The organism is Marinifilum sp. JC120 (assembly GCA_004923195.1).
Classification (GTDB): domain Bacteria; phylum Desulfobacterota; class Desulfovibrionia; order Desulfovibrionales; family Desulfovibrionaceae; genus Maridesulfovibrio.
Genome location: RDSB01000260.1, coordinates 1 through 357 on the forward strand (window position 1 = coordinate 1; position 357 = coordinate 357).

General features: G+C 36.7%; 1 protein-coding gene. It reads right to left on the bottom strand.

Annotated elements, in window-relative coordinates; all coding sequences use genetic code 11:
- Positions 1 to 343, bottom strand: a 343-nt coding sequence (locus D0S45_21030) for a hypothetical protein (GenBank protein ID TIH01431.1), incomplete at its 3' end; no start/stop codon positions are given.
- Positions 344 to 357: the final 14 nt, after the last annotated feature.

Sequence of the window (357 nt, forward strand, 5' to 3'; positions counted from 1 at the left end):
ATAATGAGGACTGTTCATCGAAAATATCAGATAGAATCTGAACTGTGTCTTTGAATGATACCTCTCTTGGATTTTGCGGTAAGATAAAATTCACATATTTATTATATTCCTGTGTTCCCAGTCTTCTTAAGAGTAAGCGGACTTTTGCTGCGTCATCAAGATGCGAGCATTCAACGCGGAAAATATCTTCACAACGGTGAAACCACGAACTGAAAATGATATTAGCTTCAGGATCATACTGGAATTCAGAAATAGAATTTATGATGCTTTCATGCTTATCTGATTGACAAGCTGAAGACGACTGTAATGAGAACATTTGGGCCAATGCATCCAAAAGCTTCATTTGATTTGCATCAT